We start from the raw sequence: 26,539 nt of genomic DNA, 5'->3' as shown, positions 1-26,539 counted from the left end.
AAGAGATCACCAAGTAAACCGGCACAAGCTCCCCGAATGCGCCACGCCCCCATTTTCCCCAAAAAGGACCAGGTCTCCCGCAGGGAAACCTGGTCCTTGACTCCCCCCAGAACTACCCGCGGCTAGATGAAAATGATTTGCGCGCCCTCACTCATTTCCATAAAGTCCGTGGCCCCCACTACCCCCTCAACACGCTCATAGATGTCATCTTCATCCATCATGTGCATGTCGTGGAACATATCCACGGACATCTTACAGGCGTACAGTTTACCGCCGGCATCGTTGATCATCTCCAGGAATTCTTCTACGTCGGGAAAATCGAGCTTGTGGATTTCCCGCTTCATCATAGCCGTGGCCACGTTCGTCATGCCGGGCAACCCGCCAATGGCATTAGGAATGGGCATGCTGGGGTTACCAATGGGCACAAACTTGAGATGGTTCATTTTCCGCTTGTTGATCATGTCCAATCCCCAAAAGGTGAAGAACATGGTCACGTCAATGCCTTCCATCAAAGCAGCGTTTGCCAGCACCAGGCCCGGATAGGCCATGTCCAACGTGCCTTTGGAGCAAATGATACAGATTTTACGGTCGGTGTCCTCAAACATGGAGTATCTCCTTCGTTACCATGGATCGTCGCCTTCCTCGAAGCTCACGGCTTCCGGGAAGGTTTTAGATGCAGCCTGTCGGTTTCTTCAGGCCGGCAATGTAGGCAACTTTCTTGCCCGGACCTTTGGGAAATAGTTGATAGAGTTGCTTGGTAGGAACGCCGCCCACGGTGGTGATGCGGCGAATGGTGGGGGCATCCCCTTGTACGACGAAATCGGAACGGCAGAACTCGATGACTTTCCAATGGTCTTCGGTGAGGGTAATGCCTATTTCCGCAGCTAACGCTTCCGCCACGCTGGGATCCCACTGGTTGAAATTGTCCATGAAACCATCATCGCCGAAGTTGATGCTTTTGCCGGCAATTGTGCGAACTGTCATGATCTTTGTTACCTCCAAAAAGCGTGTTTCGTTGTAACTGCTAGGTCAGATTGGACCCATTTTCTCTGGTGAAAATGACCATTCAGCGCCTGAAACTGGTCCAATCTCCAGAGAGCGTTAGTAGTTACGTTTCGTTGCTAATTTTCCGATACCGTGCGTAGCACGGTCAGTGTCTTGGCCAATCCCCGCTTCACCGCGGGATCATTGAGCTGGCGCAGGATGCTAAACATAGAGACGGACTCTTGCGGTTCCTCTTCACGGATCGCTGTCGCCGTGTTGCGCACCATATTCATAATCTCTGGTTGGGTCATTTCCTTCACGGTCCGCAAAATCAGAACCACGTTGTCACCAAGTTGTCGCACGTCGTCCGCGGTAAAAGAAGTGACAACTTTGTCTACAACGTCCATCCCCTCGCGCATAAAAGTGAAATACCCGGCGTTTTCCAACGTCTCCAGGCGATTCATCGCCGTCAGGAACGCCTGCTGCGTCAACGGATTCACATCCTCCCACAGCGCCGCGAAACTCTCAAACTGGTCCAACATGCGCTCCAGGTTGCGCGTATTACGCATCAGCCGCTTCAGTAAGCGCAGCATATCCTCCAACTGCACGTAGCTTTCCACTTCATCCATCTGTCGCACCGACAACTGGTATACATCCGTGAAGACGGGCGTCAGATCGTTCTTCAGTTCATCCCACTCCTGCCGCCGTCGCTGCTGCTGCCGCGCCTCTTCGGTAAGAAAAGCAACTTGAGCCGTGAGCGCGTCAATTTTCTGGTTTAATTCCAGCACCGTTGCATCCATCTCGCGCCTCCTAGCTCCACTTGCCCGCCATCGTCATCTGGGACGTGATACCCATCTCTTTGCCTTTCAGTAGCAAGTTCCAGTACATCCAGCGGAACATAACCTTGCCCCAATGGTTTACTTCTGACTCCTGCAGCAAAGAGAAGGGGCCAATACCAGGGAGCGGAAACTTACCCGGCAGCGGCTCAACATCGTAGTTGAAGTCAATCAGAATACCCTTACCAAAGCCTGACTCAATAAAACAGTTGGCGTGCCCGTCGAATTTAGCCGTCATCTCTTGCCCTTCGATATAGCGCAAGAAGTTTTCCGTGAAGACCTCGGCGGCGAAATGGGCTACGGAGCCGGCTTTGGACGTCGGCAAATTGGCGGCGTCGCCAATGGCGAAGATATTGTCGTACTGCGTGGAGAGAAACGTGTGCTTGTCTACAGGCACATGATTCAACTCATCGCCCAACCCAGAGGCGGCAATGACCTCGGTTCCCATGTTGACGGGAATCGTAATCAGCAGGTCATAGGGGACTTCCTGCTCATCATAGGAAACGAGCTTCTGCTGCGCCGCGTCCACATGTTCCGTATAAAACTCAGGCACAATGTGAATGTTTTTCTCTTCCAGCATGTTGCCCAAGAGTTGGGCCGCACGTGGTTTGGTAAACGCGCCCGGCAACGGCGTCACCAGAGTCAATTCCACTTTGTCGCGGATGCCGCGCTCATGGAAGAACCAATCCGCCAGGAAGATGAACTCCAGCGGAGCCACGGGGCACTTAAAGGGAAGCTCCATGATGCTCAGGACAAGGCGACCACCATCCCAGGTGCGCAGTTTTTTCGCCAGGGCCACCGCGCCATCAAGCGTGTAAAAATCAAAAATGCTTTGTCGCCACGCCGGTCCGGTTAGACCCGGCGTCTGGTCAGGACGCGGGTGCGTGCCCGTGGCGATGATCAGATAGTCGTAATAGAGGTAGCGGTTATCCTTACTGATGCGCACACGGTTTTCCGTGGGTTCGATCAATTCGATAGGGGAAACGATAAGTTCGACGCCGGGGGGGATGTAATCTCGCTTGGGTTTGATGACATCGTTCTCACCGTAGATGCCAAAGGGAATGAAGAGGAAGCCCGGCTGATAGTAATGCGTTTCGTTTTGATCAACGAGGGTGATTTTCCATTCGTCGCGGCTGAGGAGGGGGTGGAGCTTGTTGGCAATCATTGTGCCGGCAGTTCCGGCCCCCAAAATAAGCAGTTTCTTCATGTCAGGTGTACTCCTTCAAAAGACAACGTAACTACTAACGCTCACTGGAGATTGGACCAATTACACGCGCTCAACGGCCATATTCACCAGAGAAAATCGGTCCAATCTGGCTTAGCAGTTACAGACAAACGAGCATTACGACACCGGCATTGCTCGCTCTTTGATAATGTGCGAGACGATATTCGCCATCTGCTGCGTCAGGGACAGAAGCTTTTTTTGCTGCGCCTCGTCCTTGTAAAACACATCGGCCAGGTGCGCCCGGAATAGCGACGGTGCGATTTCCAGGTCCGCGGCTATCGCCTCGATCTGTTCTGGAGATGGCGGCCAATCCCGCGGTGCAATCCCGCCTATGAAAACCATACCGGCAAGTGCCGCGTCCACCCGGACGAGCGCGCGCGCACAGAGCAAACCCAAATAGCTGGCGGACAAGCACGGCTCCAGGTTGAGTGTGCCGGCCATCTCCCGCCAGTGCGTCATACACTTCGGCCACAACAATGGGGAAGCCCCGCGCACGGCCTGGAAAAGACCACACTCGTTGCTAAACGTCGTCACCGGGTTGCCATCCATGTCTGTGATGATCACCATCACGTCTAGCGCGGTGGCAAAGGTGTCCTGAATCAACTGCACACACGCCAGCGGGAGCAAAGTCCGCAGCGGGGCGGCGCGACGTGCGGACATGGCCGCCACGGGCGGCGCAATCGCCTGGCCCGCCAGCCAACTTTCCATCTGGTCCACAGGAAAACGCCACTGGCGACCTACCTTGATGGCCGGTAGTCGTCCATCTTCAGCCATGCGGTAAACAGTAGAACGGTCCACCTGGAGGATAGATTGCACTTCTTTCGCGGTTAGCATGTCGGTCATCACGTTTGCCTACTTTGTGATAAATTTCACTTACGCCGCAATCATACGCGCATCTATTGCCGAACAGGAGTGACAAAATGCACGATCAGGCATGACAAATGTCATCGGATGCGGATAATGCAGATGATGCGGATTGTGCATATGCACAGTGGGCAACGGGTCTCAGGTCGGAGGGTGCTCGGCGTCGAGGTTTTAGCCGGGTCAAACCCCTCACGGGGGTCGGCTGAAGCCGCCAGGCCAAAATCACCCATGCCCTGAACGGACGTTATGACGGATTTGGGGAGTTAGGCGTTGCTACCTGGGCGTTTGTGGGCAAGATGCCAAAATAGGGCAGGTTCATTACAATACAGGTCAGGCGACATGTTCTCTGAGGGCGCACCGCGCCGGAGGATAAGACAGGTATGAACGTACAATTCGGCGTGGCAAAAATCAACAAATATGCTACCAGCGAAAGCGGCGACACATTGGAAATGATCGAGCGCCCGCATGGGGGGTTGTCGTTGGTGCTGGTGGATGGGCAGCGCAGTGGGCGGGCGGCAAAGCTAATCAGCAACGTGGTGGCGCGGAAAGCCATTCAACTGCTGGCGGAGGGGGTGCGGGATGGCGCGGCGGCGCGGGCGGCGCACGATTACCTGTTCACCTATCGCGGGGGCAAGGTCAGCGCCACGCTGAATATCGTCTCTATTGACACCCATTCGCGCACGATTGTGATTTCGCGCAACAATGAAGCGCCGGTGTTGCTGCACACGCCCCACAAGGGCGTGGTGGAACTGAACGCGCCATCGGAGGCGGTGGGGGTGCATCGCAACACCAAACCGGTGATCACGGAAGTGCCCATTGAGCTGGGAACGGTGGTGGTGGCGTTTACGGATGGGCTGCGTCATGCCGGCAGAATCAGCGGAACCACCACCTTCGACGTAACCGCCGTCTTCCGCCGCCTGCTCACGGAGCAAGTGTACGACGCGCAGCGTATCGCCAACATCCTGCTGGACGAGGCGATGGGGCTGGCGCAAGGGCGACCCAACGACGACATCAGTGTGATGGTGGTCTCTGTACGCGAGACGCCGCCGAACGAAGTGCGACGATTGAGCGGCAACCTACCGCTGCGGGTATAAAAGGGGTAGGGATGGCGAACGCAAAGGAAAAGGGCTGGCGATTGGCGGTGGTAGGACCGTGCAGTGCCGGCAAAACCACCCTGGTAGAAGCCCTGCGCGCCGCCGGGTACGAAGTCCGCCACGTCGCCCAGGAACACTCCTACGTCAAAGACATGTGGCAGCGCCTCACCCGGCCAGACATCCTCATTTACCTGGACGTCAACTACGCCACCGCCCTGGCCCGCCGCCCCCACACCACCGGCAGCCCGCAATACCTGGCGGAACAGGCACGGCGGCTATCCCACGCCCGCGAACATTGCGACTTCTACCTGGACACCAGCGCGCTCACCCCGGCGGAAGTCCGGCAGCACGTGCTGCTCTTCCTGCAACAGATCGGCGTGCCGCCCCACCTCCAGGAGCCGGACTAATGCCCATCAACGGCAAAACCGCCGTCGTCGGCCTGATGGGTTGGCCTGTCAGCCACAGTTTCAGCCCGGCCATGCACAACGCCGCCGCCGCCGCCCTGGGGCTAAACCTCGTCTACGTCCCGCTGCCCACGCCGCCCGATCTCGTGGCCGAGGCCGTGCGCGGGCTGCGGGCGCTGGGATTCCTGGGCGCGAACGTGACTATTCCCCACAAGCAGGCGGTGCTGCCACTGCTGGATGAGATAGACGCGGGCGCGCGGGCAACCGGCGCGGTAAACACCATTGTCGTGCGGGATGGGCAACTGCGCGGAGCCAACACGGACATAACGGGATTCAGCCAGGATTTGCAGGCGTTGGGCGTGCCTGTGGCGGGTCGGCGCGCGTTGATACTGGGCGCGGGCGGGTCGGCGCGCGCCGTGGCCTATGCGCTGGGCATGGCCGGAGCCACCGTGACCGTGCTGGCGCGCAGGCCGGCGCAGGCGCACCGGCTCGCAGCGGACCTGGCGCCCTTTTTGCCGCCGGCGCACACGCCGCGCGTCGATTCGTGGGACGCGCTGGCCGCTCATGCCGCCGCCGATTTGATCGTCAATACCACGCCGCTGGGGATGAACCCGCATGACGACGCCTCCCCCTGGCCGCGCGCGCTGCCGCTTCCCCCACATGCGTTCGTTTACGATCTGGTGTATAACCCGCCGTGTACGCCTCTACTGCATCTGGCCGCGCGTGCCGGCATTTCACATGCGAATGGGCTGGGGATGTTGCTGCGACAGGGTGCGGCGGCGTTTACGCTCTGGACGGGTCGCGCGCCAGACCTGAACGTGATGGCCGCCGCGCTCCCTCTAGCGCAATGACCAGCAAGAACGAACGTAACCATTCACGCCTCCGAGAGATTGGACCAATTTCACCGGAGAAAATGGGGCCAATCTGGGCAGATGACCTGTATAGTCACGAACGAACAACGGACCGACTCCCCATGCAGCAAATTGCCAACGACGGATTGCCCTATTTCCAGTTTGAATCGTTTAATGGAGGCACGGTCCACGCGGTTTTTACACGCCTGGGCGGCGTGAGCGCCCCGCCCTTCGCCTCGCTCAACATGAGTTCCAGCGTGGCGGACGCGGCTGACCATTTGCGCCAGAATCGGCAGCGGGCTTATGGCGCGTTTGGCTACGCCACGGAGACGCTGGTGCACGCGCACCTGGTCCACGGCGCGGATGTGGCGCGGGTCACGTCGGCGCAGAATGGACAGGTGGCGGCCAGCGTGGATGGCTTGATTACGGATGAACCTGGGTGCGGGTTGGCGATGAATTTCGCGGATTGCGCCCCGATTTTGCTGTGGGACCCGGTGCGGGGCGCGGTGGGGTTGGGACACGCGGGCTGGCAGGGAACGGTGAAGGATTTGCCGGGGGCGATGGTGCGGGCGATGATGGCGGCTTTTGGCAGCGAGCCGGAGACGTTGATTGCCGGCATTGGCCCCTGCATTGGCCCCTGTTGCTACGAAGTAGGCGAGCCGGTCATCTCCGCGGTGTGGGCTGCGTTCGAGGAGCCGGAGGCGCTGCTGCCGGCACAGCCCAATGGTCCCCGTCCCCACTTTGATTTGCCCGCGGCCAACGTGAAGAATTTACGTCGGGCGGGCGTGCGGCAGGTGGCGTGGGGAGGAATTTGCACCGCCTGCCGCACGGATCTCTTCTTCTCGCATCGTGCAGAAAAGGGGAAAACGGGACGGTTTGGCGTTCTGCTGGCGCTGCGCTCTTGAGCTTCGCGGAAGCGGCTAGAGGCCACACCCACAAGTGCCACCACCACAACAGCCGCCGCCATCCTGGTTCATAGGCACGGGGATGCTTTCGGTGCTGCCGGTGCGTAGGGCCACGGAGGCGAGGAGTTTTTTCGTATCCTGGCTGCCACAAATGGGGCAAAATGCCGGCATGCCCGCTTCCGCAAAAGAACGCCGCTCCTCAAACACTTCATCACACTCACGACAGTGAAAATCATAAATTGGCATCGTCACACCCTCGTAATATACTCACCCGTTGTCGTATTCACCCGAATACGGTCCCCCGTATTCACAAACAACGGCGTCTTCACCTTCAGCCCCGTTTCCAGCGTCACCTCTTTGGTCGCCCCGGAAACGCGGTCGCCGGCAATAGCCATCTCCGACTCCACCACCTCATAATCAATCGAGGTGGGGAAAATGTAGTCAATCGTCTCTTTTTCGTAAGAAAGCAGCTCAATTTCCAGTTCCGGCTTCAGATAAAGCGCATCGTCGCCAAAGATACTGTGGCTGACAAACGTCTGCTCAAACGTTTCCATATCCATGAAAACGAAAAACGCGCCGTCGTCATACAGGTACTGCACCGCCCGCTTTTCCGTGCGCACATCCTGCACGCGGTCGCCAGACGTGTACGTGAGCTGCAAATTGGAGCCTGTGCGCAAATTACGCACGTTCACTTTAATGGTCGCCTTGCCGCGGCCTGGCTTGTTGTGACTATATTCAGTCACTTTGTACAGTTCGCCGTCCTGCGTAAACGTGACGCCCCGGCGGAGTTGATTTACGTCAATCATTCCTCAAAAACTCCTACAAAAGATGTTCAACTATTCATGGGCGGTGATTGTCGTTATCAGTTTAAGCTCTCCTCCTGACAATCATCGCGCCGAAGTTTATCATAAAGGGCGGAATATGCCAGATTGAAGAATACCATATATCTTCGCAACGATTCGCCAGCATCTTCGCGGGAGCTGCTTTGAGGCCAGATGAGTTGAATTACGAGACGCTTCTGACCTGGAATTGCGCTTCCGGGAAGATTTATCCGAGAGGGCTGCATCATGCAAATCTTAGTCACCGGGGGGGCGGGGTTTATCGGCTCCCACCTTGTCGCCGCGCTCAGCCAGGAAGGGGCGTCTGTGTGCGTGTTGGATAATCTGAGTACGGGGCGGCGGGAGAATCTTGCCGGCATTTCGCACACATTCCAACAAGGCGACATCACCGATTGGGAAACCACGCGCGCGGCGGCGAACGGCTGCGACATCATCTTCCATCACGCGGCATTGGTCAGCGTCCCGCAATCCCTGGCGCAGCCAGAACACAACCACGAAGTCAACGTGACCGGCTTTTTCCACGTGCTGGAAGCAGCGCGGCAGGCAGGCGCGCGGCGGGTGGTGTATGCATCATCGGCGGCGGTGTATGGAAATATGCCGGCACTCCCCAAAACCGAAACCACCCCCCTCCAACTCCTCACCCCCTACGCCGCCGCCAAACACATCAACGAACAGTACGCCGCCGCCTACACCGCCGCCTACGGCCTGGAAACCATCGGCCTTCGCTACATGAACGTCTTCGGCCCGCGCCAGGACCCCACTTCACCCTACTCCGGCGTCCTCTCCATCTTCTGCCGCGCCGCCCTCACGGGGCAACCCTGCCGCATCCACGGAGACGGCGAACAAACCCGCGACTTCATCTACGTCACCGATGTCGTCCGCGCCAATCTGCAAGCTGCCGGCATCCCCGCCGCCACCTGCGCCACCCACCCCATCCTCAACATCGGGCGCGGCCAACAAACCAGCCTCAACCAGATCATCGCCACCCTCCGCGACCTCCTCGGTCGCCCCATCCCCGTCGTCCACGACGCGCCCCGTCCCGGCGACATTCGCCACTCCCAGGCGGACATCAGCCGCGCCCGCGCCGCCCTCCGCTGGACACCCCAGGTCACGCTCCACGACGGCCTCGCCCACACCCTCAACTGGTTCAAACAACAGTCGCCAGAGGGAAACCGGCTCCCGTCCCCATAACGGCAATTCGCCATCCACATGCGCCTCGCGCGGCGGCGGTCTCGGCGCGACCTGCCCCAATCACACAATCGCGCCAGGCCCCGTCCAAAAAGCCACTATGTAACCGCCCGAAAATAACGTCACACCATTTACGGGCGGTTACTGACAAGCTATCCATGATAGCCGCTGTCCGCACATTTCCGCTAATTTAATTGCGGACAGCCACTATGATTCCGCGCTGGACGCAGCAGCCGCCAACTCACGCGGGGGAGCCAGCCGCAACGCCTCATTCCAACGCCGCCGGAGCGGTCGCCAGCGCGCCCCCACCTCCACCTTCATCACCGTGCGCAAAGGCAAGTCGAAAACCTCCCGACGCATGGCCTCCGGTGCGCGCAGCTTGCCCCACAGCAGGATTTTGGCAATCGTCGTCTGCGGCACAAAATCCGCGTGCGTCGCCGCCCCACTGCCAAAGTCAAACGCCACATGCGGCAGAAAATCAGCCTGTTTCAGCGCCGCCAGCAGCGCATCCGCCGCCGCTTCATAGCTAATTTCGCCCGCGTCCACCCGATCCAGCAGCGATTCGCACCGGTCATACAACACCTGCACGCCCGGTGCAAACGGCGCGCCCATACAGGGCTTCGGCGATTCATCCAGGCCCGCCAGATACGCCTTATCGCCCGACTGCATGTACTTCAACGCCCGCCGCCACAGGTACAGCGCCGTCAGCAGTTCATTGCCCATCCACAAGTGCAGCCACGCATTCCACATCTGGAAATTCGGCATGGAGCGATACGCATTGCTCACCAACTGGTCCGTGCGCCGGAACTGAAACGCCTGCATCGTGTCCAGGTAGGCGAATCGTTCCGGGGTGAAGTCATCGTCGTGCAGCGCCGCCAGCAAACGACTGCTGAGGGCGTACACCGTCTCCCAAGCGCGAATCATGCCCCGTGAGTACAGCGGATCGATGAAACTGTGCGCGTGGTGCAGCAAGAAATGGCGCGGCCCCAGGCTAGACTCGGCGCTGTACTGGATGCGCCCCGTGCGCACGAATGGGCGCGCCGGCGTAGCTCCTTGCAATTGACGCGCAATCGTGGGGAACCGGGCCACAATGGCCTCGAACTCCTCCTGCGGCGTCAGCGCCTCATCCGCAGGGAAGCGACGCGGATCCAGCATCAGGCCGACGCTACACAGATTGCTACTCGTCTGGTCATGATTGTCGAACGGGATCATCCACATCCACCCACCATCGAAGACGTGGTGCAGCGTGCCGCCGTGCCAGGTGGCGGACATTTTCGCGGCGGGCGGCGTGCCACCGGGCGCGATGTCATCGTAGGCGGGCACGTTTTTCATGTGCGTGAAGATGGCGCGGGATTGCGTCTTGATGCCCGCCGGGTCCACGCGCCGCGCCAGCGGTGAACGGTAGCCCGTGCCGTCCACGAGGAAGCGTGCACTAAACTGCTCGCCCGTGCTGATTTCCACCGTGACGCCATCATCGTCCGTGTCAATGTTCGTGACGGTGACGCGGTCGCGGTAGGCGGCCCCATATTTCTGCGCCGCCTTGACCATGTAATGGTCTACGTCTTGACGGTAGAGATGGCTGTCCGAGATAAAATGGACGATGGGCGGGATGATTTTGTTAGATTCCCGCGGGTTCTGTTCCTGGCCCTCACGATGGTAGAGGAATCCGAAGGTCAGTTTGAAACCGCAGCCGGGGGAGACGTGTTCCGCCAGTGTGTCGATGTGGCTGAGGTTGGTGATTTCGGGAATGTCGTATTGCTGCCCCAGCAGCCACAGCCAGAGCGCGCCCCGAAAGACGAGGGATTCACCGATGGCGAAGCGCGGGTGGCTTTCTTTTTCCAGCATGAGGACGCGGTGGCCGTTTTTTGCCAGGATAGTTGCCAGGGTTGTGCCGGCAATTCCCGCCCCCAGAACAATCGTATCATACTGCTTGTGCATCATCGTCTCCTCCGAGAATTCCTTGGAGATTGGACCAATTTCAAGAGAAAACTGGTCCAATCTGGCGTAGCAATTGCCTCGCTTGAAGGTTAAAAGTGGGTGATGGCTGGTGGTTGGCCGTGTCGGCAGGCCACCCGATTTACACAGCGACGGCCAGCGAGTAGGCCGCCTCCTGCATCGTGCTTGCCAGAACGCCATACACCGTCGCCCAAGCATCCTTCACCGCCGGCGTGAACGCCGCGCCCAGCCCTTGCTCCAGCGTCCACAACAGCGCCTCCCCCACAACCGCGTAATCCTCCGGCTTCACGCCATAATGCACGTGCCGCTGCCCCAGCTTCCGCACCGCGGGCACAACCTCGTCCAGATGGTCCAGATGCGCCACGGCCACGCCAATCGTCTGCATCAACTTCATCCCCTGCGCGTCCATATCATGCTTGAACAGATGCCGGAACGCCGGGGCAATTTCAAACAGGCGTCCATAAAACAGCGCCGCCGCTTCCCGGGCAATAGGTTGAATTTGCGCGAACGTCGCCTCCACGAGTCTCTTCTCTTCCGGTGTCATTTTGTTATCTCCATTTGCATCATGATGTTTCGTGGCCGCTTCTTCCACGGCGACCTCTATTCATGCCCATCATTATGCGGGTCGTCCGTTCCAAGAACGTTCCAAAGTGCGCCGAATAGGAACGGAATTTTGCGTGTAAACTGCTATAATTTGCGCCAGAATGAGCGGACTGCGATTGCAACTGCTGGGCGAATTCCGGGTGACGTATGACAACGCGCCCATAAACGGCTTTGCCACGGACAAGGTGCGGGCGCTGCTGGCTTACCTGGCCGTGGAAGCGGACCGCACGCACACGCGCGGCGCACTGGCGACACTGTTGTGGAGTGATTGGGAGGAGTCCGCCGCCCTGTCCAACCTGCGCAAAACGCTCTTCCGTCTGCGCCAGGCGCTGGCGGATATATCCCCGGACGCAGACACCCCCATCCTGGCCATTACGCGCGCGGACGTGCAATTTCGCGCCGACCCGAACACCGTTGATCTGTGGCAATTTACGCAATGGTCCCGCGATGATGATCCGGCGCGGTGGACCGCCGCCGCCGCCCTCTATCGCGGCGAACTGTTGGACGGGCTGGCGCTCTCCGGCGCGCCCGTTTTCGACGAATGGCTCACGATACGCCGCGAACAACTGCACCAGCAGGCGCTAAACGTGTGGGCGCGCCTGGCGGACCATCACCTGGCGCAAGGGCAAATGGAGCAGGCTCAGCAAGACGCGGCGCGCCAACTGGCGTTGGAGCCGTGGCGCGAATCCGCGCATCGCCAGTTGATGCGAGCGTATGCGGCGGCGGGGCAGCGGGCGCAGGCGCTGGCCCAGTACGCGCAGTGCGTGGCGATTTTGGCCGAAGAGTTGGGCGTGGAACCATCCGAAGAGACAAAAGCATTAGCCGGGAGCATTGACCAGGACCGTTCCCCCGCCTCGCGGCTGCACCACTTCCCTCCCGCCTTGACGGCCTTCGTCGGACGGCAGCAAGATGTCGCCCTTCTCCTCAGCCGCCTCAACCATCCCCAGACACGCCTGATCACGATTACGGGCACAGGCGGAATGGGGAAAACCCGCCTGACCGTGGAGGCAGCCACCCATTGGGTGGCGCAGAGCAGCACGGCGGAAGCGTATTTCGTCTCCCTCGGCGCCGCGACCACGCAGCAGACGCTATGGCAGACGTTGGGCGCGCAGTTGGGCGTGCCCTCGGGCAAACGCGGCCTGACGGAAGCGGACATTTTGGCCTGGCTGCGGTCGCGGTCTCTTCTGCTGGTGTTGGACAATTACGAACAACTGTTGCCGGACGCGCAAGCCATTTCCCAAATCTTGCGGCACGCGCCACAGACACGATTGTTGGTGACCAGCCGCCTGCCGCTGAATCTACACGGCGAATGGCGGCTGCCATTGGTTGGTCTGCCCACACCGCCGCCCGATTCCGCCCTGGAGGAATTGATTGCGTATCCTTCCGTTCAGCTCCTCGCCAGCGCCGCGCAGCAAGCGTGGCCGGCGTTCCACGTTGACGCGAATAACGCGGAGGCGGTCGGCGTCATCTGCCGTCTGTTGGCGGGCATGCCGCTGGCGCTGGAGATTGCCGCCAGTTGGTTGCAGCTTTATTCGGCGGCGCAGTTGGCCCGGCAGATCACGTCCGGTGTGGAATCCCTGGTGGCGACCAGGAGCAACATTCCAGAACGGCATCGCAGTTTGCGCGTGATTTTTGAACACACCTGGTCACGATTGGGGAGCGGCGAGCGGACGGCCTTTAGCGAGATGACTTGTTTTCAGGAGAGCTTCACGTTGGAGGCCGCGCAGGCGGTTACGTCGGCGTCGCCGGCAAGCGTCACCGTTTTGTTGGACCACGCGCTGTTGCAGCGATTGGATAGTGGACGTTTCACGCTGCACCCTGTTTTGCGTCAGTTTGCCGGCATTTACCTGACAAATGCCGGCATCGTAGCGCAACAACACGCAACCTACTACCTGACACAGATCGCCGCCGGTCCCGTGGAAACCGTGGCGCACATTCAGGCCGATCTGGACAACGTGCGCGCTGCCTGGCGGTGGGCCGTATCCCAGCAGGCCACCGATTTGCTCGCGGCCGCGCTGGCGAACCTGACCGGCTTTTACGTTTTCAAGGGGTTGTACCAGGAAGGGTACGACATGGTGGCGCTGGCATTGGTTCACGTGTCCGGGCGGCCATCGTTGGTGAACCAGATGCGGCTGGCGCAGGCGGTCTTTTGCGAGAAGTTGGGCGAACTGGAGCGAGGGATCGAGCTGGCGCGGCAGGTGATAGAAACGGGGGATGAGGGGTGGATTGTGCCGGCATCTATCACCCTCGGCCACCTGCACGAAATGCGCGGCGAATACGAACAAGCCATCGCCACCCTGAAACAGGCCCTCACCCTCGTCCGCGACGGCTCCACCGAAATGGCCCGCATCTGGAGCATCCTCGGGTCCGTGCATCGCCTGCGCGGGGATGTCGAACCCTGCATTTTCGCCCAGGAACAAGCCCTGCGCATCAATCAGTCCCTCGGCGAAGAAATGCAGGCCGCCGAAAATCACGCCTACCTCAGCCTCGTCTACAAAGACATCAGCGCCTACGCGGATGCCATTGAGCATGTGCAACAAGCATTGGAAATCGCCCAACGGCTCAACCATCGGGAGAACATCGCCCGCTTCACGCAAAATCTGGGGCTGCTCTACTGGCAGCAAGACGACCTGGATCAGGCGCAGGCATGTTACCAACGGGCGCTACAAATCGCCGAAGAGCTAAACCACAAACGCGGCATCTGTAAGTGCGCGGGCGGCCTGGGCGTCCTCGCACGGCGTCGCTACCGGTTTGACGAAGCCCTGCGGCATTATCGCCGCGCCCTGAAACTGGCCGAAGAACTGGGCGACAAAGCCATGCAGGCCACCTTACTGGGCAACAAAGGCAACATCCACATGGAGATCGGTGAATACCGCCGTGCCGCCGCCTACTACCAGCGCGCGGTGGACCTGGATCGGGCCGCGGGCGCGCTGGCGGACGTGGCGCGACACCTGGGCAACATGGGCGACACGCTCAAATACCAGTCCCGTTTTGCCGAGGCGCTGCCCTTTTTTGAAGAAGCAATCCCCTATCTACGCCAGGCAGACGCGCTCTATTACCTTTGTTGGGTGCTGGTCTCTTATGCCGAATGTCTATTTGCCTTGGGGCGCCTGGCGGAAGCGCAGCAGGCAAACGACGAAGGAGGCCAGTTGGCGGCAACAATTGGCCGCGCACTCTACGCCTCCTTCAGCGAACTGCTGGCCGCCCGCCTGCTGGCAGCACGAGGCGACAGCGACGAAGCACAGGCACGGCTGCGGCGGCTGCAAGAAACCAGCACGGACGCGGAAATTCAGGCGGAAATCCTGTACGCGCTGGGCGAAATCACCGGAGACACGGCGCATTATCAGGCAGCGCGCGAGGCGTTCGCCCGCCTTTATGCGGAGAGGCGCATCGCGCGCTACCGGTCACGGCAGCCGCGACCGCGCCCCGCTTTTTCCGCCGGACATTGAGCTTCCGGGAAGGTTTGCCGGCACATGCTCCTTTGTTCACAACCACCTTCCCGGAAGTTATCGGCAAAATTCGCTCCCTCATGCTACAATGCGCCCTTGTCGCTGCCAGATAACAAGACAGCATCCAATCCCACCCCTCAATGGAAAGGGCGCATCCGTCTTTAAGATTGGAAATGACGGATGCGCTAAGGAACGGAGATTAAATGGACAACGACGTTGCTTCCTTACCGTTCCTTCAAACTGACGATGCAATTCCGTACTATATTTCATCGTCAGTCCTAAAAGGGTTCTTGCTGGCCGGATAGTCCGAAGATAATTTTGCACGAACCCAAAGGAAATATGTCATGAGCCTCACAATTGAGCGTGTACAGACGGACAAACAACTACGCCAGTTTATCCGCGTCGCCTGGGACGTTTACCGCGACGATCCTAACTGGGTTCCCTGGCTCTATTTTGAGCGGTTGGAATTCTTTGACAAAAAGAAAAGTCCGTTTTTTGAACACGCGGAGGCGGACTATTTCATCGCGTTTCGGGACGGCAAGGCCGTGGGCACGATTGCCGCGCTGTTGAACCACCGCCATAATGAATTTCACGAGGAAAACGTGGCCCACTTTGGCGTTTTTGAAGTACTCAACGACGCCGAAGTGGCGCGGATGCTGCTGGATACGGCCATGCAGTGGGCGCGGCAGCGGGGCGCGGAACGGCTGGTCGGTCCGATGAACCTGTCCACCAATGACGAATGCGGCACGCTCATTGAGGGGTTCAACATGCCCCCCGTCCTCCTCATGACCTACAACCCACCCTACTACGTGGATTTCCTGGAGGCGGCGGGGTTCCAAAAGGCGATGGATCTGCTGGCCTGGAAGATCGATCTGGCGGAAGTGTCCGCGGAGGGCAAAATCCCGCCCAAAGTGGTGCGCGTGGCCCAAAAAGCGCAGGAACGGTATAACCTCATCGTGCGCCCGGTGAATATCAAGGATTGGGATAATGAGGTGGCGCGCATCAAGCGCATTTACAACAATGCCTGGGAGAAGAACTGGGGCTTTGTGCCCATGACGGATGGGGAGATTGAGCGACTGGCGGAAGGACTACGCCCCATCCTGGACACGCGCCTCATTTTTATGTGCGAGAAGCAGGATGGCGAGCCGGTGGGCTTTTCGCTGACGACGCCGAACGTGAACGAACCGCTGGGGCGGGCGCGACCCGGCCCGTCGCTGCTTGGCTCCTATATCGGCGCGGTGCGCATGATTCTGAACAAGCGCAAGGCGGATTGGATTCGCGTGATTGCCCTGGGGGTGGTGCAGGAGTATCGCGCGCGCGGCGTGGACGCGCTGCTGTACTATGAGACGGCCAAAGTGGCCTATGCCGCGGGCTATAAGTGGGCGGAGGCGTCCTGGATTCTGGAAACGAATGACATGATGAATCGGGGCATTGAGTTGTTTTCGGGGAAGGTATACAAGAAGTATCGCGTCTATGAAAAGGCGTTGTAGCTCGCGGGACTCGGTCCAAAATCAGACGCGAGTGGCACGCATTTTGGTGGCGGATGGGGTAGCGGCGCGTTAGAAACTCGCCCTACAAGGTATTTTTGAAGGGGAATACGATGAAGAAGAAAGTGATTGCGACGAAAAACGCTCCCAAAGCCGTGGGGCCTTATTCGCAGGCGATTCGCGCGGGGGATTTTGTGTATACGGCGGGGCAAATTGCCCTGGACCCAGAGACGGGGCAAATGGCCGAAGCGGATGTGGCCGTGCAGACGGAGCGGGTGCTGCAAAATCTGGGGGCGGTGCTGGAAAGTGCCGGCAGTTCCCTGGAGCACGTCGTAAAGACAACCGTCTTTTTGCAGCACATGAGCGATTTCGCGGCCATGAACGAGGTGTACGCGCGCATCTTTGGCGACGCGCGCCCCGCCCGCTCCACGGTGGCGGTGGCGGCGCTGCCGTTGGGGGCGCTGGTGGAGATTGAGGTGGTGGCGCTGGTGGGCAAGAAAGGCAAGAAAAAGTAGCGATGGCTGGCGAAAAGATACTCCTCGTTGATGACGAGGCGCACATTCGGGACCTGGCGCGGTTGTACCTGGAAAAGGAGGGGTTCCAGGTGCGGATGGCGACGAATGGGGTGGAGGCGCTGGCGCGGGTGAGTGAGTCGCCGCCGGCGCTGGTGGTGTTAGATTTGATGATGCCGGAGATGGATGGGTGGGAGGTATGCCGGCATTTACGCGCCACCTCCAACCTCCCCATCCTCATGCTCACCGCCCGCGACGACGACATCGACAAAATCGTCGGCCTGGAAATGGGAGCCGACGACTACCTTACCAAACCCTTCAACCCACGTGAACTCGTCGCCCGTGTACGCGCCATCCTACGCCGCAGCGCCCCCGGCGCCGGACCGGGCCAGGACAAAGCACGGCAGGTAGGCGACCTGATGATCGACCCCGCCAGCCGCGAGGCCACCGTCAACGGCGAACGCCTCAACCTGCGCGCCAAAGAGTTTGATCTCCTGCTCACGCTCGTGGACCACCTGAATATCGTCCTCTCCCGCGACCAGCTCCTCGACCTGGTCTGGGGCTACGAATTCTACGGCCAGACGCGCACCGTGGACGTACACATCGCCCACCTGCGCGAGAAACTGGGCGACTGCAATGTGCAAATTGAAACGGTCTGGGGCATGGGGTACAAGCTGGTAAACGGTTAACGGGAACTGAAAAAGGCCAAAAACCGGGTTTTTACACATGTCGGTCGGACACTCGAAAAACCCGGTTTTTTCAGTGAATTCACTGTTTACACTCCCGTAACATTTCCCCTATAACGAGAATACAAAATCGGGCTACAATACGGCTACGATGTTCAAGAGTTTGCGCAGCCGGTTGCTGGTCTCGTATACGGTCGTTATCGCCGCGGTGCTGGTGATCCTGACGGTGACGCTGTTGTTGGTGTCCGCGCTGAGCGCGGCGGACCGCGGCGTGGCGACGCTGCGGGAACTGGCGGCGGTGAGTTTGGGGACGCGGCGAGAGTTGAATCGATTGTATGATGCCGGCATCACCGACCCCGACACCCTGCTGCAAGCCATCACCGAAACCGCCACCGCCCAGAACACCCGCATCCTCCTGCTACGCCCCAACACCCTCCAGGTCGTCTTCGACACCGGCGACCAATGGGCGGGCCGCACCCTGAACAACATGGAATCCCTGGGCAGTGCCATCAGCACCAACAACAGCGTCCTCGCCGCCCGTCTGCGTGGTCCCGACGAACAGGTATGGGTCGTTTATGCCCAACTCCTGCCCGACCGCCACCTCGGCAACCTGGTGATGGCCTTCATCCAACCCGAACCCACCGCCGCCCGATTCTTCCGCGACACCTTCCTGCGCCCCTTGTGTTCTGCCGGCATCATCGCCTTCCTCCTGGCCATCCTCCTGGCCATCCTCATCACCCGCTCCGTCGCCCGCCCCCTACAACGGCTCGCCGGCGCCGCCGAATCCATCGCCAGCGGCGACTATGACCAGCAAATCCCCCCCGCCGGACCGGATGAGGTGCGGCGCGTTTCCGCCAGTTTCAACGAGATGGCGACACGAGTGAAAGCCGGCCAGCAAGCGCAGCGGGATTTCGTCGCCAACGTTTCGCACGACCTGAAAACGCCGCTGACATCGGTGCGCGGTTGGAGCCAGGCGCTGCTAGAGGGCATGATCAATACGCCTGAGGAGTTACGACAAGCTGCCGGCATCATCCACGGCGAAGCCGAACGCATGACCCGCATGGTCAACCAACTCCTCGACCTCGCCCGCATCGAATCCGGACAACTTCAACTGAACCAGGAACCCGTTGACCTGCACCAACTGTTGGCACAGGTGCATCGCAACCTTATGCTGCCCGCGCAACAAAAAGGGGTGCAGTTCACGCTCGACTTGCAGCCCGTCCCCCTCATCCTCGGCGACCCCGACCGCCTCATGCAAGTCTTCACCAACCTGGCGGACAACGCCCTCGGCCACACGCCCGCCGCCGGCCGCATCCACATCACCCTGGCTCCCCATGGCGACCGGGCAATCAACATCACCGTGCAGGACACCGGGCCGGGCATTCCGCCGGACGAATTGAGCCGCATTTTTGAACGTTTCTATCAGGTGGAGAAATCGCGCGCCCGCACCAGCGAACGGCGCGGTTCCGGGTTAGGGCTGGCGATTACGCGCGAACTGGTTGAGGCGCATGGGGGGCGTATTGAGGCGCGCAGCGAATTGGGCAAAGGCAGTGCCTTCCTCGTGCGCCTGCCGATTGGCCCCCCCGAAGGCTCCACCATCACGCGCCGCCGCTAATGACTGGCGCTGAAATAAGACTCGAATTGCAGCGCCCGCTTGAAGGAGCCGCAAGGAAATGATTTCGTCATCTTATTTCATTTCCACTCCTAATGTTCCGCGTCGCGCGGACCGTCCGCAGCCGCTCCACGAACTCGCTGAGGATGATGGCGGTCGCGCCCCAGACCTTATGCTCACCAACCTGGAAGAAAGGAACCAGCACGTCGAAGCCGCGCAGTTGCCATGTTTCCACGACGCGCGTTTCCGGAGCCAGCAGCAGCGATAGGGGCGTTTCGATTAGTTCGGCCACTTCGTCGGTGTTTGGTTGGAAGGTAGGACGTGCCGGCATCCATCCCACGAAAGGATGCACCTCATAATCCGTCACCGGAATATAAATCGTCGTCAACGCCCCCAGCACGTCCACCTGCCGCGGCCACACCCCCACCTCCTCAAACGTCTCCCGCAGCGCCGTCTGCGTCAGCGCTTCCCCCGCATCCTGCCGCCCGCCGGGGAAGGCAATCTGCCCCGCGTGCGCGTTCAACGTCTCCGGGCGGCGCGTCAGCAGCGTACTGATCTCTCCATCCGCCCCCGGATACAGCAGCAGCATCACGGCCCCCTGGCGCGCACGCCCGAACCGGTCAAAGGAAGGACGCAGCGCCCGCGGCACGGGAGCCATCAACTGTTGCGCCGGAGCCGGATCAAAGTCGGCAAGACGCAGTGCTTCAACTATCTGGTGACGTGAAATGATGTCCATAGGGTTCGTTCAAATAGACACGGCTGTGACAAAATCCTGGTAGTTATACAACAAAACGGACCAAATGAGGAAGGGGTTAGTGGGCGGAATCGCTATGCTTGAAACGGGCTGATGGGGGGAGGAAATGCCGGCATTCCACCAAGACCGGGTGATTATTGGACATTTCGCGCAAGCATCGCATAATTCAGGGAGTGGCAAATGGTGAGTGGCGAGCGGCGAGTGGCAAGTAAACTCGTACACCCGCAAACTCGCATACCCTTTGGAGAAGTTATGTTAGATCGTGATGCACAAATTCTGGGAACGGAAGCACAAAGAGCGCGCAGCACCTCCCAAACCCTAAAACGCTTTTGGAACTACTTCCAACACTATCGCTGGGCCTTGTTGAGCGTCATCCTGCTCATCTTCGTGGGAACCTACCTGCAAGTGTTGATCCCCGATCTTACGGGACAGGCCGTGGACTGCTACCTGGGGCCGGCATCTTCCACCTCCTCCACCGTAGACGAAGCCGCCTACAGCAACTGCTGGTATACCACGCCCAACCCCGACGCCACCCCAACGGAAAACATCATGGGGCTGGGCGGATTGGTCCTGATCATCACCGCCCTCTACGTCAGCAACTCGCTGGGCAGCGGCGTACTGTTCTACCTCATGAGCCGCTCCGGGTTTCATGTTCTGCGCGACATGCGGCGCGACATCTTCGCCCAAATCAACCGCCTCTCGTTGAACTACTTCAGTAAACATGAAGCGGGCGACGTCATGAGCCGCATTACCAACGATATTGACACCATCCAGCAGGTGATCGGCTTTGGCATCGTCAGCGTCCTGCAAGGGGGGCTGCTCGTCATCTGGATCATCGTCACCATGGTAGGCAAAAGCCCTGCCTACGCCCTGATCAGCCTGAGTACCTTGCCGCTGATGTTCATCATCACCCGTTGGTTCTCAGCGCAAGCGCGTAAAGCGTTCCGTCGCGCCCGCCAGGAGATTGGCGCGGTCAACGCCGATCTACAGGAAAACATCGCTGCCGTGCGCGAAGTGCAGGCATTTAGCCGCGAAGAAGAAAGCATTGAGCAGTTCCGCATGAGCAACGCCGCCAATCGCGACGCCAACATCAGCGCCCAAGTCTACACCAGCGCCCTGGCTCCGGCTCTGGAAGCCCTGACCTACGTCAGCCTGGCTATCGTGGCGGGCGTCGGCGGCTACTACATTTTGAACGATCGGGATTTGTTTGGCACGACCATCTCCCTGGGATTGGTGGTGACGTTTATTGGCTACACGCAACAGTTCAACCGCCCCGTGCAGCAGATCTCCGTGCTGTGGGCCAACGTGCAGAGTGCCATCGCCGGTGGAGAGCGCATTTTCGACCTGATAGATGAAGCGCCCGATCTCGCGGACAAGCCAGACGCCGCCCCGATGCCTTCTATTCAAGGCAAGGTCGTCTTCGACAACGTGTGGGCGGAATACAATCCAGGCGAACCGGTATTGCGCGGGATCTCTCTGCAAGCTGAGCCGGGCCAGACCATAGCCATTGTGGGACCAACCGGTGCCGGCAAAACCACGATCATCAATCTTCTCCCCCGCTTCTACGATGTCAGCCGCGGCAGCGTCACCATTGATGGATACGACGTGCGCGACGTGCAGGTAAAGAGCCTACGAAAGCAAATTGGCCTGGTGCTGCAAGACACCTTCCTCTTCAGCGACACCATCCTGAACAATATCCGCTATGCGCGCCCGGAGGCCAGCGAGGCGGAAGTGATTGCCGCGGCCAAACTGGCGCGGGCGGACGAGTTCATCAAAACGCTGCCGGAAGGATACGAGACGATATTGGGAGAACGCGGGCGCGGTCTCAGTCAGGGACAACGACAGCTTCTTTCTATTGCGCGCGTGGCATTGATTGATCCGCGCATTTTGATTCTGGATGAGGCTACCAGCAGCGTGGATACGCGCACGGAGCGGGAAATCCAAAAGGCGTTGGACCAACTGCTGGCGGGGCGCACCAGTTTTGTCATCGCCCATCGCCTGAGTACCATCCGCAATGCGCATCAGGTGCTGGTGCTGGATCATGGTCAAATCGTGGAACGGGGTACGCATGACTCCCTGCTGGCCCGGCGTGGGTTTTATTACAACCTGTATATGAGTCAGTTCCGGCGACAGGTGGAAGAGGAAACGGAAACGGAATCCCCGGAATTGGCATTGGGAGATTAACCTGATTGAGCCAATTGTCTGGTCGGATACGCGGGAAATCACCAGACTGACGTTTGCGAATATGACGGGGGTGGATCGCCAGTTCACCCAGATGACGCAGCATCGCGTGGGTTACTGGATGAGCAAATTGTGGCTGCCCGTGTATTTCTTAACGGCGGGTCAGGGGTACAAGGCGGTGCGGCAGGGGGAGGTGGTCGGGTGCGCTTTTTTGCATGTGCGCCGCTTAAGCGGTTATGTATTTAATGTGCTGGTGGATCGCCCCTATCGTCGCCAGGGAATTGCCGGGGGGTTAATGGATCATGTGGAGGGGGTGGCGCGGGCGCGGGGGCTGCCGTGGTTGGCGCTGCTGGTGGATGAGGGGAATATGCCGGCACAAACCCTCTACGAACAACGCCATTTCCGCCTCTACCATCCGCAATACTTCACCCATGCCCTCCCCAACCGCCGCGACAAGGTCTCTTCGTCCGTGACACTCCTGCCGGGGGGCCTGTTTGGCGGCTCTATTTATCGTCAATTTGCGCGGGAAGAATGCCGGCATGGCGATGCCTGGGCCGCGGAAGTCGTCATACAGGAATACAACTGGTCCCCGCCGTCAGGCGGTAGCTACTGGCGCTGCGTCTGGGAGCAAAAATTCGTTGGCGCGCTCTGGATAAGCGGTTCGCCCCGGACTCCCATCATGGCCCTACAGCTCGATCCCGCCTGTTGGGGACATCCACTGACGCAGGATTTATGCCGGCAACTACTCACCCTCACCCCGCCCCAATGGCCCCACCTCGAACTCCACGTAGGTAGCCGCGACCACTTCAACCGCCTCGCCCCTCTTCTGCTCCCCCACGGCTTCACCATCACCACCCGCCCGCGCCTCCTCATGCTAAAAAAACTGGCCTGATCACCCCTGGTTCTCCACCCGCTCCACATACCATGCCCAAAACCGGGCAATTCCCTCCACGAAATTCACCTCAGGTTGATAATCCAGCAAGCGGCGCGCCTTGCTAATATCGGCACAGTTCTGCACCACATCCGCCGCCGGCTTCGGGCGCGGCGTCAGATTCGCCTTGCGCCCCGCCAACCGCTCCAATTCCGCCACAAACGCCCGCAGCAACACCGGTTCCCCCCGTCCCAGGTTAATGATCTCATACCCCAGCGGACGCGCCAGCGCCGCCGCCACCCCATCCGTAATATCGGCGACGTACGTCCAATCCCGATACATCTCCCCGTTGTTGTAATAGGGAAGCTCAATACCCTTCGTGATGCTCTCCGCCAACTTGTAAACCATCATGTCTGGGCGACCATGCGGACCATAAACGGAGAAGAAACGAATAGCCGTGAAATTCAGGCCAAACAGGTAATGGTAGGTGTAACCGAGGATTTCTATCCCCCGCTTGGCCGCCGCATATGGCTGCAAGGGGCGGTCACAGGCATCGTCTTCCACAAACGGGATGCGCTGCGTGTTGCCGTAAACCGAAGAAGTCGAGGCAAAAACGAAGTTCCCCACCCCATGCAGTCGCGCACCATCCATCAGGTTCTGGCTGCCTTTATAATTAACGTCAATGTACACATCAGGATACTTGACCGCGTTACGCACGCCGGCCAACGCCGCCAGGTGCGCCACGGCATCGAACCCCTCAGCCTCGAACAAAGCCAGCATCCGCTCCCGATCCCGCACATCCGCTTCAATCAAACGAAATCCAGAATATCGCGCCAGGCGACTGGCATTCTCCCGCTTGGTCCGCGCCGGATAAACGATGTCATTAAAATTATCCAACCCCACCACATCATAACCGCGCTGGACCAGTTTTTCCGCCAGATGGCTGCCGATAAAGCCAGCCGCCCCCGTCACTAATATCTTCATCGAACCTACCACCCTTTCTGCCTACGACACATCCGCCAACCAGCACCCGTTTGCGAACGACGTTTGACTCGCGGACTAAAACACACTTGCCGACCCAAAAGCCAACAAACCCTACATCTTGCCTGGATGAATACACCCGCGACCCGCGCCAACAGCACCTCTCGCCTGTCTATTGCTCATCCGCGGCGCGGATGTCCTGAATGTTTAACTGCAAATTGCGGCGGCCATTCCACTCGTTCACGCCCAATGTATAGGCAATGTCCACACGCTGCGGCAGATGACCGGCCCACGCACCCTGCCGAAAGGCGATACCTTTGACGCCGTGGAAGCCATCGCTTACCGTAATTTGCAGATGCGCGCCGTCGCTGCCCACGGCGCGATAGTCAATGACCTGCACGCCGCGGCTGGCAAACAAAGGCGTGGCATTGGCATAACCGGTTGGTTCGAGCTGCCGCAGCACCTCGTGCAAAGCCCAATCCACGTCCCGCAGAGGCACTTCCACATCCAGCGGAATCGTTGGGCGCAAATCCAGGCCATCCAGTTTGCGCCGCGCCAGTTCCGTCATGCGCGTCACAAACGCTTCCAGATTCTCATTCGATATGGTTAATCCCGCCGCCTGCGCATGACCACCGTATTGCACCAACAGATCCGCCATCTCGTCCAACGCATCCGTAATGTGGAATTCGTCAATGGACCGGCAGGAACCACGGCTCTCCGTTTCCCCTTTCTCAATAACAATGGCCGGGCGATAATACTTTTCCTGCAATCGGCTGGCGACCAGCCCCACCACCCCGGCCACAAATTGATCATCCGCGGCAATCAATATCGGCGCCTGGGGATCAATTAACGTTTCCGCGTGCAGCCCCAGGCGTGTCGTCATCATTCGCCGCTCCTGATTGAGCTGGTTCAGCTCGCCGGCGTACTGGTTAGCCAACACGCCATTGTTGGCGGCCAGGAGTTTGGCCGCTGTGTAGGCGTGCGCCAATCGACCCGCGGCATTGATGCGCGGTCCCAGGCCAAAGCCAATGGTCTCCGCCGTAATGCTGCCTGGCTGCACACCCACCACCCGCGCCAGAGCTGCCACGCCGGGGCGCTGTGCCATGTTCAGCACCTTCAACCCTTCAATGACCAGCAGTCTGTTTTCGCGCAGCAGCGGCGCCAGATCGGCTACCGTGCCAATGGCAACCAGGTCCAGCAAGTCTTCATCGGCATAGGTAGCCCGGTCGGGCATGGCCTGGCGCAATGCCTGGGCCAGCTTGTAAGCAATACCCACGCCTGCCAGCATCTTCTCCGGGTAGGCGGAATCGGGCCGCTTGGGGTTAATCACGGCCAGTGCGGGCGGCAAATGTTGCCCCAGACTGTGGTGATCGGTGATGATCATGTCCAGCCCCATGTCGTTGGCGTGTTCGACCTCGGCCAACGAGCGAATGCCACAGTCTACACTGATGACCAGCCCCGCGCCCCGGTCGCGCAGCTTCGTCAACGCTTCCTTGTTCAGGCCATAGCCTTCGTCCACACGGTCGGGGATGTAGGGCTGCACTTGTTCGCGCTCCATACCCAGGCCGCGCAGCGCCTGCGTCAGCAGCACCGTGGACGTGACGCCATCGGCGTCAAAGTCGCCGTAGACGATGATTATTTCTTTTTTTTCAACGGCCTGCTGAATACGGGCCACGGCCTTGTCCATGTCCGCCAACAGAAAGGGGTCACGGCTTTCCAGGTAATGCCCTTCGAGGAAGGCTTGCATGTGCGCGGCATCGGCAAGGCCCCGATTGTAGAGAACCTGCAGCAGTACCGGATGGACGTGGCTGAATTGCTGACGAAAACGAGGAGGAATTGGCGGGCTGACCTGCCAGCGATAAGGGGTAAGATTTTCTGGTCTACTCATAGCGGCGGAATGGTAACACGGTTGAGAGAAAACGTAAAACGGAGAAGTTGGGGGTCTGGGGGGTGGCGGTTGAGAGTTGGGCGTTGGCGGTTGATAAAGGCGCGGCGGGTACTTCATAGGGTGTGCGCGGCAGGCTCAGGCATTGGGCGCTGAGGCGCTGACGGGGGCTTGTGTACGACTTGGCCTTCTGCTATGATGTCAGGAAGTTGGGAGTTTTCGATGAATTAGGAAGCAGTATCAGGGCGCATAGCGAGTTGGAAACTCGCCCTACAAACTGTTTTCGGAGGAGACACCAGGCCGCTGCGCGGCACCACCAATGAATGGAAATGATGTGTTGTCGTAGCCCGATTTTCCAAATCGGGCGGGCGA

At 59.5% G+C, this 26,539-nt stretch carries 24 protein-coding genes; 12 read left to right on the top strand and 12 right to left on the bottom strand.

The genetic code is table 11. From position 1 onward, the window contains the following. Positions 1-122: 122 nt before the first annotated feature. From H6650_15300 to H6650_15280, 5 genes are all read right to left on the bottom strand, one after another. Positions 123-605 (bottom strand): DsrE/DsrF/DrsH-like family protein, encoded by a 483-nt coding sequence (locus tag H6650_15300; GenBank protein MCB8953372.1) that lies wholly within the window; start codon positions 603-605, stop codon positions 123-125. 64 nt (positions 606-669) lie between these two features. Continuing rightward, entirely contained in the window at positions 670-984 is a 315-nt protein-coding gene (locus tag H6650_15295) for a TusE/DsrC/DsvC family sulfur relay protein (GenBank protein ID MCB8953371.1), read from the bottom strand. A 137-nt stretch (positions 985-1,121) separates the two neighbouring features. Then, complete coding sequence (locus H6650_15290; protein MCB8953370.1) at positions 1,122-1,784, bottom strand: DUF1641 domain-containing protein; 663 nt, start codon at positions 1,782-1,784, stop codon at positions 1,122-1,124. A gap of 10 nt (positions 1,785-1,794) precedes the next feature. Beyond that, positions 1,795-3,027 carry an NAD(P)/FAD-dependent oxidoreductase gene (locus H6650_15285; GenBank protein MCB8953369.1) on the bottom strand — a complete coding sequence of 411 codons (1,233 nt, stop codon included), beginning with the start codon at positions 3,025-3,027 and terminating at the stop codon, positions 1,795-1,797. Between the two features lie 135 nt (positions 3,028-3,162). Continuing rightward, a complete protein-coding gene (locus H6650_15280; GenBank protein ID MCB8953368.1) occupies positions 3,163-3,888 on the bottom strand; it encodes a PocR ligand-binding domain-containing protein in 726 nt (241 codons plus the stop codon). A 401-nt stretch (positions 3,889-4,289) separates the two neighbouring features. Here H6650_15280 and H6650_15275 point away from each other — a divergent pair, with 401 nt between their 5' ends. The 4 genes from H6650_15275 to pgeF all read left to right on the top strand — a co-directional run bounded on the left by H6650_15275 (position 4,290) and on the right by pgeF (position 7,163). After that, the gene (locus H6650_15275; GenBank protein MCB8953367.1) at positions 4,290-5,003 is read left to right on the top strand and encodes a serine/threonine-protein phosphatase; all 714 of its coding nucleotides are present in this window, start codon (positions 4,290-4,292) and stop codon (positions 5,001-5,003) included. An 11-nt stretch (positions 5,004-5,014) separates the two neighbouring features. Continuing rightward, positions 5,015-5,410 carry a hypothetical protein gene (locus H6650_15270; GenBank protein ID MCB8953366.1) on the top strand — a complete coding sequence of 132 codons (396 nt, stop codon included), beginning with the start codon at positions 5,015-5,017 and terminating at the stop codon, positions 5,408-5,410. Further along, complete coding sequence (locus H6650_15265; protein ID MCB8953365.1) at positions 5,410-6,258, top strand: shikimate dehydrogenase; 849 nt, start codon at positions 5,410-5,412, stop codon at positions 6,256-6,258. The genes H6650_15270 and H6650_15265 overlap by 1 nt, the downstream gene beginning before the upstream one ends. Positions 6,259-6,320: 62 nt before the next feature. After that, on the top strand, positions 6,321-7,163 hold the full coding sequence (gene pgeF / locus H6650_15260; protein MCB8953364.1) for a peptidoglycan editing factor PgeF: 843 nt from the start codon (positions 6,321-6,323) through the stop codon (positions 7,161-7,163). Positions 7,164-7,178: 15 nt separating this feature from the next. On the opposite strand, the gene H6650_15255 is transcribed toward pgeF, so the two are convergent. After that, positions 7,179-7,409: a zinc ribbon domain-containing protein gene (locus tag H6650_15255; GenBank protein MCB8953363.1), complete on the bottom strand. Its 231-nt coding sequence runs from the start codon at positions 7,407-7,409 to the stop codon at positions 7,179-7,181. Positions 7,410-7,411: 2 nt separating this feature from the next. Further along, positions 7,412-7,969 carry an elongation factor P gene (efp, locus tag H6650_15250; GenBank protein MCB8953362.1) on the bottom strand — a complete coding sequence of 186 codons (558 nt, stop codon included), beginning with the start codon at positions 7,967-7,969 and terminating at the stop codon, positions 7,412-7,414. 261 nt (positions 7,970-8,230) lie between these two features. Here efp and H6650_15245 point away from each other — a divergent pair, with 261 nt between their 5' ends. Next, positions 8,231-9,193 (top strand): SDR family NAD(P)-dependent oxidoreductase, encoded by a 963-nt coding sequence (locus H6650_15245; protein MCB8953361.1) that lies wholly within the window; start codon positions 8,231-8,233, stop codon positions 9,191-9,193. 204 nt (positions 9,194-9,397) lie between these two features. Here the strand turns inward: H6650_15245 and H6650_15240 are convergent, their stop codons facing one another. Both H6650_15240 and H6650_15235 read right to left on the bottom strand, forming a co-directional pair. Then, positions 9,398-11,131, bottom strand: a complete 1,734-nt coding sequence (locus H6650_15240; GenBank protein ID MCB8953360.1) for an FAD-dependent oxidoreductase — start codon at positions 11,129-11,131, stop codon at positions 9,398-9,400. 136 nt (positions 11,132-11,267) lie between these two features. After that, complete coding sequence (locus H6650_15235) at positions 11,268-11,690, bottom strand: hemin receptor (GenBank protein MCB8953359.1); 423 nt, start codon at positions 11,688-11,690, stop codon at positions 11,268-11,270. A gap of 160 nt (positions 11,691-11,850) precedes the next feature. Here H6650_15235 and H6650_15230 point away from each other — a divergent pair, with 160 nt between their 5' ends. The 5 genes from H6650_15230 (at position 11,851) to H6650_15210 (ending at position 19,498) form a co-directional block, all read left to right on the top strand. Beyond that, entirely contained in the window at positions 11,851-15,198 is a 3,348-nt protein-coding gene (locus H6650_15230) for a tetratricopeptide repeat protein (protein ID MCB8953358.1), read from the top strand. 344 nt (positions 15,199-15,542) lie between these two features. Continuing rightward, positions 15,543-16,688: a GNAT family N-acetyltransferase gene (locus H6650_15225; GenBank protein ID MCB8953357.1), complete on the top strand. Its 1,146-nt coding sequence runs from the start codon at positions 15,543-15,545 to the stop codon at positions 16,686-16,688. 110 nt (positions 16,689-16,798) lie between these two features. Next, positions 16,799-17,200, top strand: a complete 402-nt coding sequence (locus tag H6650_15220) for a RidA family protein (GenBank protein ID MCB8953356.1) — start codon at positions 16,799-16,801, stop codon at positions 17,198-17,200. 2 nt (positions 17,201-17,202) lie between these two features. Continuing rightward, positions 17,203-17,886: a response regulator transcription factor gene (locus H6650_15215; protein ID MCB8953355.1), complete on the top strand. Its 684-nt coding sequence runs from the start codon at positions 17,203-17,205 to the stop codon at positions 17,884-17,886. Between the two features lie 148 nt (positions 17,887-18,034). Next, positions 18,035-19,498 (top strand): HAMP domain-containing protein, encoded by a 1,464-nt coding sequence (locus H6650_15210; protein MCB8953354.1) that lies wholly within the window; start codon positions 18,035-18,037, stop codon positions 19,496-19,498. Between the two features lie 67 nt (positions 19,499-19,565). On the opposite strand, the gene H6650_15205 is transcribed toward H6650_15210, so the two are convergent. Further along, positions 19,566-20,153 carry a CoA pyrophosphatase gene (locus H6650_15205; protein MCB8953353.1) on the bottom strand — a complete coding sequence of 196 codons (588 nt, stop codon included), beginning with the start codon at positions 20,151-20,153 and terminating at the stop codon, positions 19,566-19,568. Between the two features lie 348 nt (positions 20,154-20,501). Between H6650_15205 and H6650_15200 the strand changes: the two genes are divergently transcribed. Together H6650_15200 and H6650_15195 are read left to right on the top strand one after the other, a co-directional pair. Continuing rightward, positions 20,502-22,433: an ABC transporter ATP-binding protein gene (locus H6650_15200; GenBank protein ID MCB8953352.1), complete on the top strand. Its 1,932-nt coding sequence runs from the start codon at positions 20,502-20,504 to the stop codon at positions 22,431-22,433. A 61-nt stretch (positions 22,434-22,494) separates the two neighbouring features. After that, complete coding sequence (locus tag H6650_15195) at positions 22,495-23,322, top strand: GNAT family N-acetyltransferase (GenBank protein ID MCB8953351.1); 828 nt, start codon at positions 22,495-22,497, stop codon at positions 23,320-23,322. Here H6650_15195 and H6650_15190 read toward each other — a convergent pair whose 3' ends face one another. Together H6650_15190 and recJ are read right to left on the bottom strand one after the other, a co-directional pair. Beyond that, positions 23,323-24,285 carry an NAD-dependent epimerase/dehydratase family protein gene (locus H6650_15190; protein MCB8953350.1) on the bottom strand — a complete coding sequence of 321 codons (963 nt, stop codon included), beginning with the start codon at positions 24,283-24,285 and terminating at the stop codon, positions 23,323-23,325. It lies immediately after the preceding gene. Positions 24,286-24,454: 169 nt separating this feature from the next. Further along, positions 24,455-26,170 (bottom strand): single-stranded-DNA-specific exonuclease RecJ, encoded by a 1,716-nt coding sequence (recJ, locus tag H6650_15185; protein ID MCB8953349.1) that lies wholly within the window; start codon positions 26,168-26,170, stop codon positions 24,455-24,457. Positions 26,171-26,539 lie beyond the last annotated feature (369 nt).

Source organism: Ardenticatenales bacterium, from assembly GCA_020634515.1.
In the GTDB taxonomy this organism is placed as follows: domain Bacteria; phylum Chloroflexota; class Anaerolineae; order Promineifilales; family Promineifilaceae; genus JAGVTM01.
This window is presented reverse-complemented; position numbering and strand designations above follow the sequence as displayed.

Coding starts and splice junctions, on each gene's coding strand:
- H6650_15300 (MCB8953372.1), bottom strand. CDS start 605: ATGTTTGAGGACACCGACCGTAAAATCTGTATCATTTGCTCCAAAGGC.
- H6650_15295 (MCB8953371.1), bottom strand. CDS start 984: ATGACAGTTCGCACAATTGCCGGCAAAAGCATCAACTTCGGCGATGAT.
- H6650_15290 (MCB8953370.1), bottom strand. CDS start 1,784: ATGGATGCAACGGTGCTGGAATTAAACCAGAAAATTGACGCGCTCACG.
- H6650_15285 (MCB8953369.1), bottom strand. CDS start 3,027: ATGAAGAAACTGCTTATTTTGGGGGCCGGAACTGCCGGCACAATGATT.
- H6650_15280 (MCB8953368.1), bottom strand. CDS start 3,888: ATGACCGACATGCTAACCGCGAAAGAAGTGCAATCTATCCTCCAGGTG.
- H6650_15275 (MCB8953367.1), top strand. CDS start 4,290: ATGAACGTACAATTCGGCGTGGCAAAAATCAACAAATATGCTACCAGC.
- H6650_15270 (MCB8953366.1), top strand. CDS start 5,015: ATGGCGAACGCAAAGGAAAAGGGCTGGCGATTGGCGGTGGTAGGACCG.
- H6650_15265 (MCB8953365.1), top strand. CDS start 5,410: ATGCCCATCAACGGCAAAACCGCCGTCGTCGGCCTGATGGGTTGGCCT.
- pgeF (MCB8953364.1), top strand. CDS start 6,321: ATGGGGCCAATCTGGGCAGATGACCTGTATAGTCACGAACGAACAACG.
- H6650_15255 (MCB8953363.1), bottom strand. CDS start 7,409: ATGCCAATTTATGATTTTCACTGTCGTGAGTGTGATGAAGTGTTTGAG.
- efp (MCB8953362.1), bottom strand. CDS start 7,969: ATGATTGACGTAAATCAACTCCGCCGGGGCGTCACGTTTACGCAGGAC.
- H6650_15245 (MCB8953361.1), top strand. CDS start 8,231: ATGCAAATCTTAGTCACCGGGGGGGCGGGGTTTATCGGCTCCCACCTT.
- H6650_15240 (MCB8953360.1), bottom strand. CDS start 11,131: ATGATGCACAAGCAGTATGATACGATTGTTCTGGGGGCGGGAATTGCC.
- H6650_15235 (MCB8953359.1), bottom strand. CDS start 11,690: ATGACACCGGAAGAGAAGAGACTCGTGGAGGCGACGTTCGCGCAAATT.
- H6650_15230 (MCB8953358.1), top strand. CDS start 11,851: ATGAGCGGACTGCGATTGCAACTGCTGGGCGAATTCCGGGTGACGTAT.
- H6650_15225 (MCB8953357.1), top strand. CDS start 15,543: ATGAGCCTCACAATTGAGCGTGTACAGACGGACAAACAACTACGCCAG.
- H6650_15220 (MCB8953356.1), top strand. CDS start 16,799: ATGAAGAAGAAAGTGATTGCGACGAAAAACGCTCCCAAAGCCGTGGGG.
- H6650_15215 (MCB8953355.1), top strand. CDS start 17,203: ATGGCTGGCGAAAAGATACTCCTCGTTGATGACGAGGCGCACATTCGG.
- H6650_15210 (MCB8953354.1), top strand. CDS start 18,035: ATGTTCAAGAGTTTGCGCAGCCGGTTGCTGGTCTCGTATACGGTCGTT.
- H6650_15205 (MCB8953353.1), bottom strand. CDS start 20,153: ATGGCTCCCGTGCCGCGGGCGCTGCGTCCTTCCTTTGACCGGTTCGGG.
- H6650_15200 (MCB8953352.1), top strand. CDS start 20,502: ATGTTAGATCGTGATGCACAAATTCTGGGAACGGAAGCACAAAGAGCG.
- H6650_15195 (MCB8953351.1), top strand. CDS start 22,495: ATGACGGGGGTGGATCGCCAGTTCACCCAGATGACGCAGCATCGCGTG.
- H6650_15190 (MCB8953350.1), bottom strand. CDS start 24,285: ATGAAGATATTAGTGACGGGGGCGGCTGGCTTTATCGGCAGCCATCTG.
- recJ (MCB8953349.1), bottom strand. CDS start 26,170: ATGAGTAGACCAGAAAATCTTACCCCTTATCGCTGGCAGGTCAGCCCG.